The 6,731-nt window shown below is 42.3% G+C and carries 5 protein-coding genes; 1 reads left to right on the top strand and 4 read right to left on the bottom strand.

Annotated features, from left to right (window positions below):
- Positions 1–226: 226 nt before the first annotated feature.
- From IQ224_RS20155 to IQ224_RS20140, 4 genes are all read right to left on the bottom strand, one after another.
- Positions 227–1,507: an HhoA/HhoB/HtrA family serine endopeptidase gene (locus IQ224_RS20155; RefSeq protein WP_194033417.1), complete on the bottom strand. Its 1,281-nt coding sequence runs from the start codon at positions 1,505–1,507 to the stop codon at positions 227–229.
- 342 nt (positions 1,508–1,849) lie between these two features.
- Positions 1,850–3,388, bottom strand: a complete 1,539-nt coding sequence (locus IQ224_RS20150) for a protein kinase (RefSeq protein WP_194033416.1) — start codon at positions 3,386–3,388, stop codon at positions 1,850–1,852.
- 321 nt (positions 3,389–3,709) lie between these two features.
- Positions 3,710–4,705 carry a serine/threonine-protein kinase gene (locus IQ224_RS20145; protein WP_194033415.1) on the bottom strand — a complete coding sequence of 332 codons (996 nt, stop codon included), beginning with the start codon at positions 4,703–4,705 and terminating at the stop codon, positions 3,710–3,712.
- Positions 4,706–4,929: 224 nt separating this feature from the next.
- Complete coding sequence (locus IQ224_RS20140; protein WP_194033414.1) at positions 4,930–5,697, bottom strand: DUF6816 family protein; 768 nt, start codon at positions 5,695–5,697, stop codon at positions 4,930–4,932.
- A gap of 35 nt (positions 5,698–5,732) precedes the next feature.
- Between IQ224_RS20140 and era the strand changes: the two genes are divergently transcribed.
- Positions 5,733–6,689: a GTPase Era gene (era, locus tag IQ224_RS20135; protein WP_190537838.1), complete on the top strand. Its 957-nt coding sequence runs from the start codon at positions 5,733–5,735 to the stop codon at positions 6,687–6,689.
- The last annotated feature ends 42 nt before the right edge of the window (positions 6,690–6,731 follow it).

Here is a 6,731-nt window from a genome sequence, read left to right as displayed (position 1 = left end):
GTGTCGATCCCCCCTGCCCCCCTTGATAAGGGGGGTGCCGATAGGCGGGGGGATCTCCCTTGATAAGGGGGGTATCTGATAATTTTTAACGCCTACCTACTTACCTCACCCTTAAGATAACTGCTATAATTATTCGATTCAAGAGGCAAAAGTAAAACCAGAAATATAGAGAGCTTACTAACAAGCTCTCTATAAAGTTTAGGTCTTTTACCACTTATTTTCCAGACTAGGATTTCTTAGCAGTATTCAAGCTACCCACTTGAATATTCAGATTAATTTTTTGTCCTTCTCGGCTAATTTCTACGGGCAAATTATCACCGATTTGAGTATTAGCCACAATTTCCTGAACTGCATCGGGATCGGTAACATTCTTACCACCTACAGACTTTAACACATCACCCGATCGCAATCCCGCTGCTGCGGCAGGAGAATCTCTCATCACCCGCACTAACAAGACACCAGAATCATCGGGGATAGTCCAATTATCAGCCATGGGACTATCGGCTAATTGTTCTTTTACCTCTGGGGTTAACTGTACCATTTGAACACCGAGATAGGGATGTTCCACCTTACCCGTGGCGATTAATTGTTCGGCGATTCTTTGGGCAGTTTTAATCGGAATAGCAAAACCTAAACCCTGGGCATTTTGAATGATAGCGGTGTTAACTCCGATAACTTCTCCCCGAGCATTTAACAAAGGTCCGCCGGAATTTCCGGGGTTAATTGCCGCATCGGTTTGCAGGAAATCCACCCGTTTATCACTAGCACCAATTTGGGAGCCATTGCGTTCCTTGGCGCTAATAATTCCCGTGGTGACAGTGTTATCTAATCCCAAAGGATTACCGATAGCGATCGCCCATTCTCCCACCTGTAAACTATCAGAATTACCTAATTTAACCGTGGGTAAATTGCTCGTTTCCACCTGTACCACTGCCACATCAGTTAAAGGATCACTACCTAAGACTTTACCATCAATAGTGCGACCATCTTTGAGGGTGACAGTCACCTTATCTGCTCCCTCGACAACGTGAGCATTGGTGATAATTTTACCGTCATTACTGATAATAAACCCGGAACCTGTACCCCTTTGAACTTGTCTTTCTCCTCGCTCGGGTATTTGGGAACCGAAGAAGCGACGGAAAACAGGATCGTTAGCAAATTCCGAAAAATCACCGCCTCTATTGACTTCCCTAGAAGCATTAATTCTCACCACCGCCGGCCCCACTTCTTGCACCACAGAAGCGACAAAATTGGTGGGAATAACTAGGGTTGAGGGAGCGGATGCGGCTGCTGTGGAGGGGCGAGGATTATTGGCAGTGGGGGCAATATTTTGGGCTAATTCTAGAGGATTTTGACTGTAGGCATAGGTGGCACCGATACCTAACCCGGCACCCAAAACCAGTAAGGAGGAATAGGCAAAAAGTTTTTTCATCGCAGAAGATTTGGAGCGTTTGGGATTGCCTTCGTTGCGCGGGGAAATATTATCGTTAAAAATATTGCGAGTCATAGTTTTTATTGTTTAACCATTCTGAGAAGGGAATAAAAGTCAGTCCTAATAATCGTGGGTGTGAGAGGAGTGTTTCGGAAAACGGCTTGGGACTGACTATCTCTAATTTAGGCGGGGGATATGAACTTACTGTGACGCAGACATGAACTTTTGATTACAAGTTCATTGTTTTATAGTTTTTGACAGCTATAAGCATTAATACGCATGGCACAAGTGAGATGCTCCTCAGCAGAATAGACTCACTACTATGGCACAATTTAGTTTTTGGGTTGCATTAATTAACTTAATCTAGGGAAGATAACAATAGAAAAAACGGAATTATGAGGATAGTTTTATGTTTTGTTAGCCTTTGGAATGCAGGAGAAAAGCCAATAACCAACCGCTTGCTAAACCACTTAAATTTGTAACAGCAAGAATCAGAAAAATATTGAAAGGGCTAATTTTGTTACCTTTACATTCTTCCTTAAATACAATATTAGGTATTAATAATCCCTGGAATACTATTCCCATTAATATTCCCGCAAAAATATGATTCATTTTTGCAAGAATACCAGACGCAATCCCACCCACAAGTCCAGGAGATATAATGAATATAAGCTGTAAAACAGAGTTCAACCAAGGATGTTTTTCGTGATGAGCAACAGCCAAAAATAAAATTACACCAAAAGCCGTACCAATAAATATACCCAAAAACCAAGAGTTCCAAACTATTATCGTCATCCACCCTAAAAAAAATGGAAATAACACAACAAAATATGCAGTCCACACCAGATGCGACGTTGCAGCTCCAGGCATAAGTACAGCCATAGCAACAGCAACAGCTATGATTCGTCGAGGGGGGCTAGCCGCAACAAATAAAAAGAAACCAGTTAAACCGAACAATAAATACAAACATATTAACCAACCCCAGGGAAGAGCTTTGAGTTTTTTCTGAAGAGAATTTTCAGAAGGTTTTGGGTTAACAGGGGCTTTTGTTTCAGCTACTTTTGGCTCTTTCCTTGGCTGTGGGGGATTAACTTTTTCTTGACGATATTTCTTTTCTACAGGAGGCGGTGGTAATTCCAATTGTTGTAACCAATCGGACATGGACTGAGGGCGGTTTTCTTTTTCTAAAGCCATCCCCAGAGTAATGGCTTTGTTAAGATGCTCACTTAAATTAGGATTAATTTCTTTCGGTAATGTTAAGGGACGATTATCTAAACGGCGTTCCATTGAAGGAGTCGGTTTTTGCCCAGTTACCGCATAATAAAAACTGGCGGCTAGGGCGTAAATATCCACGCTCGGCTGACGATTGGCCTTGCTACCTTTATAAACTTGTTCATAGGGGGCAAAACTGGGATTTGCGGCATAATCCGTCGAACTACTACCAGCCGGAATAATCTCTTTAGCAATGCCAAAATCAATCAAGATAGCATTCCCATTGGGTTGAATCATAATATTGCCAGGGTGAGCGTCTCGGTGTACCATTCCTGCTTGATGAACCACCTCTAATGCGCTGCCAATTTGCCGAATATATTTTAAACATTCCGCTTCCGATAATTTTCCTTGAGTTTTCACCCTTTCCATCAAAGTTTGACCCTGAATAAAATCCATCACCAAACAGGGAACTTGACCTTCAGTAAAAAAATCGGAAATACGGACGATATGGGCATGGGGAGTCTGGGAAAATTTGGCTAACTTGCGTCCTTCTTCCTCAAATTGTCTAACATAATCCTCGTATTCCGTATCTCTTTTCTGCAAAATATCAGGAGTTTTGATCACCACTTCCAGGGTGAGTTGGCGATGACGTGCTTTATAGGTCAGGCCAAAACCTCCCCGTCCCAAGATCTCAAGGATCTCGTACTTGCCATTGTGGAGGAGTTGTCCCGCTTGCCAAACCATAAAATTTTGCAACAGTTATTTTTATTATACCAAAAAATCTGCTTTTGTCTCAAAATTGGCTTATGTTTTGGTATTTGAGTTTGTAGGGGCGAAGCATTCGGATAAGAAATTTACGGTTTCAGCGATAGGTTATTGCCCGAATGCTTCGCCCTTACGGGAGTTTGGTGGTACTTAAGTTTACACCAATGGCACGTCTTGCATCCCATTGTGGTTAGTGAGTTTATCGAACTGCAATCGTCTTTGATCCCCCTTTAATCCCCCCTTGATCCCCCCTTGATCCCCCCTTGATAAGGGGGGCATTTGATAATTTTTAACGCCTACCTACTTAGGAGAAGATGGGGGAGAAACTGTCGGAGTTGGTTGAGGAAATAAAATTTGCTTAATTTTATCTGTCACCCCAATAGATGTTAAAAAAGTCAAGGAAAGAGCCAGTAAACCTGTTGTTGCTGTCACCGCTGTCCAATTAATAACAATGGGTCGAGATATTTTAGATGGTTCTTTTTTGGGAATAGACAAACCTAAATCCTTAAACCATGCTTGCACTGACTGAGGACGTTTATCTATGTCTAATTCCAATGCCCAAAGAATGGCTTTGTTGATATTAGGGCTGATTTTTGAATTGTAGGTTTTCGGCTCAATTAAAGGCTGATGATCAATTTTTCGAGTCATCGCATTCACTGGAATTTTACCCGTTAAAAGCTCGTATAACACGGCTCCTAAACTATAAATATCGGTAAAAGCTCCGCGTTTAGCATCACGAGAATAACACTCAATAGGCGCAAAACCTGAGGCTAATTCCTGGGTACGAGTTTTGGTTAATTCTTCATCAAAATCTAAGGCTAAACCAAAATCAATTAAGACCGCTTCTGGTTTACCAGTCCGAATCATAATGTTACCCGGTCGAATATCTCGATGCAGAAAACCGCGACTATGTACCACCATTAAAGCCTGTCCAATCTGCTCAATGTAGCGTAAGGCTTCTTTTTCTGGTAAAATTTTTGTTGAGCGCCGATCTAAGGTCGTCCCATCAATATATTCCATAACCATGCAGTTAGCTTTACCCTCTGAAAATAACTCTTTAACTCGCACGATATGAGGATGATCACAACCTTTTAATTTACTCGCTTCCTGCCAAAAAAGTTTCTGTAAACGCTCAGACTCCCACAATTTAAAACCCACATCCCTAGGCGTTTTGATCACCACTGAATTACCATTGCGATCGCTGGCTCGATAGGTAATGCCAAATCTTCCTTCACCCAATACTTCCTGAATCCTGTACTGGCCATCTTTAATTTTCTTGCCCAGATCCCAAACCATTAACTCCTAGCTCCTCTGCTCACAAACATTAATTAAACTTATTTTAATAGCGATGTCATTTTCCTAGAAGTATAACCTAATGTGGTGTTAACGACCGGCGACCGGCGACCCAATTAGATAAATTTGACCCAATCTTAGGTTTTATGGCTAGGATTGTCTCTTGTCTTTTTTCTCCTCCTGTCTCCTCATCTAAGGGAAGATTTTTGATTTTTACAGGATTTCTATTAATCTTTCAGCAATTCTAGGCGATAACGATACAAAGCGACAGGACGATTCGGCGCTTGGAAATAATCAGGGGATTGGGGGGAAAGATAAATGGCTGTCACCTGATCGCCTAGAATTTTATTAGGAGATAATAACTGATAGGCGGTGGTGGTTTCCACCTCATTAAGATAAGTGTTGGTTTCTCCCCGGAAAATTTGTTGACTGATTTCCGTGGCAATAAATTGATTTCGGCTAGGAGTTTCGCTATTTCTGGCAATTACCGTGGAAATTAGTTGATGAGCGCCCCGTAAAAAGGTAATCTGACGATTGGGATTATTAGGGTCAGTTTTTACCGATAATACCGATTGATTACCTAAGTAGGCGCGACTAATTGCTAAACCATTAAAGGATCGATCGGCCACAATTGATGGTTTACTGATAAGGGTGGATAAAAAGGCAGCATTTATCGGTCGAGAAATAGCTTTCTCGATGAATCTCACTGGAAACTCGATCGATTTTTCTAGGTAACGACGATTACTTTCAAAACCGGGTGTGATAATCTGGGGAGAAAGAGGAGCGGTTAAATCGATTAGGGTACTGGTGACAGTCCAACTGCCTACCATCCAATCGGGATAAACTAAATCTCCACTGGCAAAACTAACCACTGGTTTAGTCATCCAGCGAGGATAATTAGTTAAGCGATCGCTTAAATTTCCCGCTATAGATAATTCTAAATGGTTACTACAGCCTAGAATCAATACTAACAAGAACAAAATTATCCTTTGCATGGGTAAAAATATTTTTTAAGTAATATTCTTTAATTATGAACGATTTTATCAACTCCCAAGCCTTTAATCTCGATTCGGCAGTAATTCCCATCGCACCGACCGGTTTTAAATCGGGTTTTATTGGCATTATTGGTCGTCCTAATGTGGGCAAATCTACCCTGATGAATCAATTAGTGGGACAAAAAATCGCCATTACTTCCCCCATCGCTCAAACTACCCGCAACCGTTTGCGCGGCATTGTCACCGACGAGCGCTCCCAGATGATTTTTGTCGATACCCCCGGCATTCACAAACCCCATCACGAATTAGGCAAAGTTTTAGTTAAAAATGCCGAAAACGCCATAAATTCTGTAGATTTAGTTTTATTTGTTGTCGATAGTAGTAATTTTTTGGGCGGTGGCGATCGCTATATTGCCGATTTACTGACTAAAAACCAAACTCCCACGATTTTGGGGCTAAATAAAGCCGATCAGCAGCCGGAAGACCCGGAGCCTATCGACGATAGTTATCGCACCTTAGCGACGGAAAATAACTGGCCTCTGCTCAAGTTTTCGGCACTGGAGGGGACGGGAATCGAAGAACTGCAAAATCTGTTAACTGATTCCCTCGAAGTCGGTCCCTATTACTATCCCCCCGATTTAGTCACCGATCAGCCAGAAAGGTTTATTATGGGCGAATTAATCCGCGAACAGATTTTACTGCAAACCCGTCAGGAAATTCCCCATTCTGTGGCGGTGGTGATTGAACGCGTCGAGGAAACTCCCGCTTTAACCAAGGTTTTTGCCGCCATTAACGTGGAACGAGCTTCCCAAAAAGGGATCGTCATCGGTAAAAATGGCAGTATGTTAAAAGCGATCGGCTCTTCCGCTCGATCGGCTATTCAAAAGTTAATCGCTGGGGAGGTATATTTAAAGTTATTTGTGAAGGTAGAACCGAAATGGCGACAATCTCGCTCACTTTTAGCAGAATTTGGCTATCGCACCGAGGAGTGAATTGGGTTGTAGGGTGTGGGGTGTGGGGTGTAGGGTGTGGGG

This window comes from Microcystis sp. LEGE 00066, from assembly GCF_015207925.1.
GTDB classification, from domain to species: Bacteria; Cyanobacteriota; Cyanobacteriia; order Cyanobacteriales; family Microcystaceae; genus Microcystis; species Microcystis ichthyoblabe_A.
The sequence above is the reverse complement of the archived record's forward strand: the minus strand, read 5'-3'. Positions and strand labels throughout refer to the sequence as shown.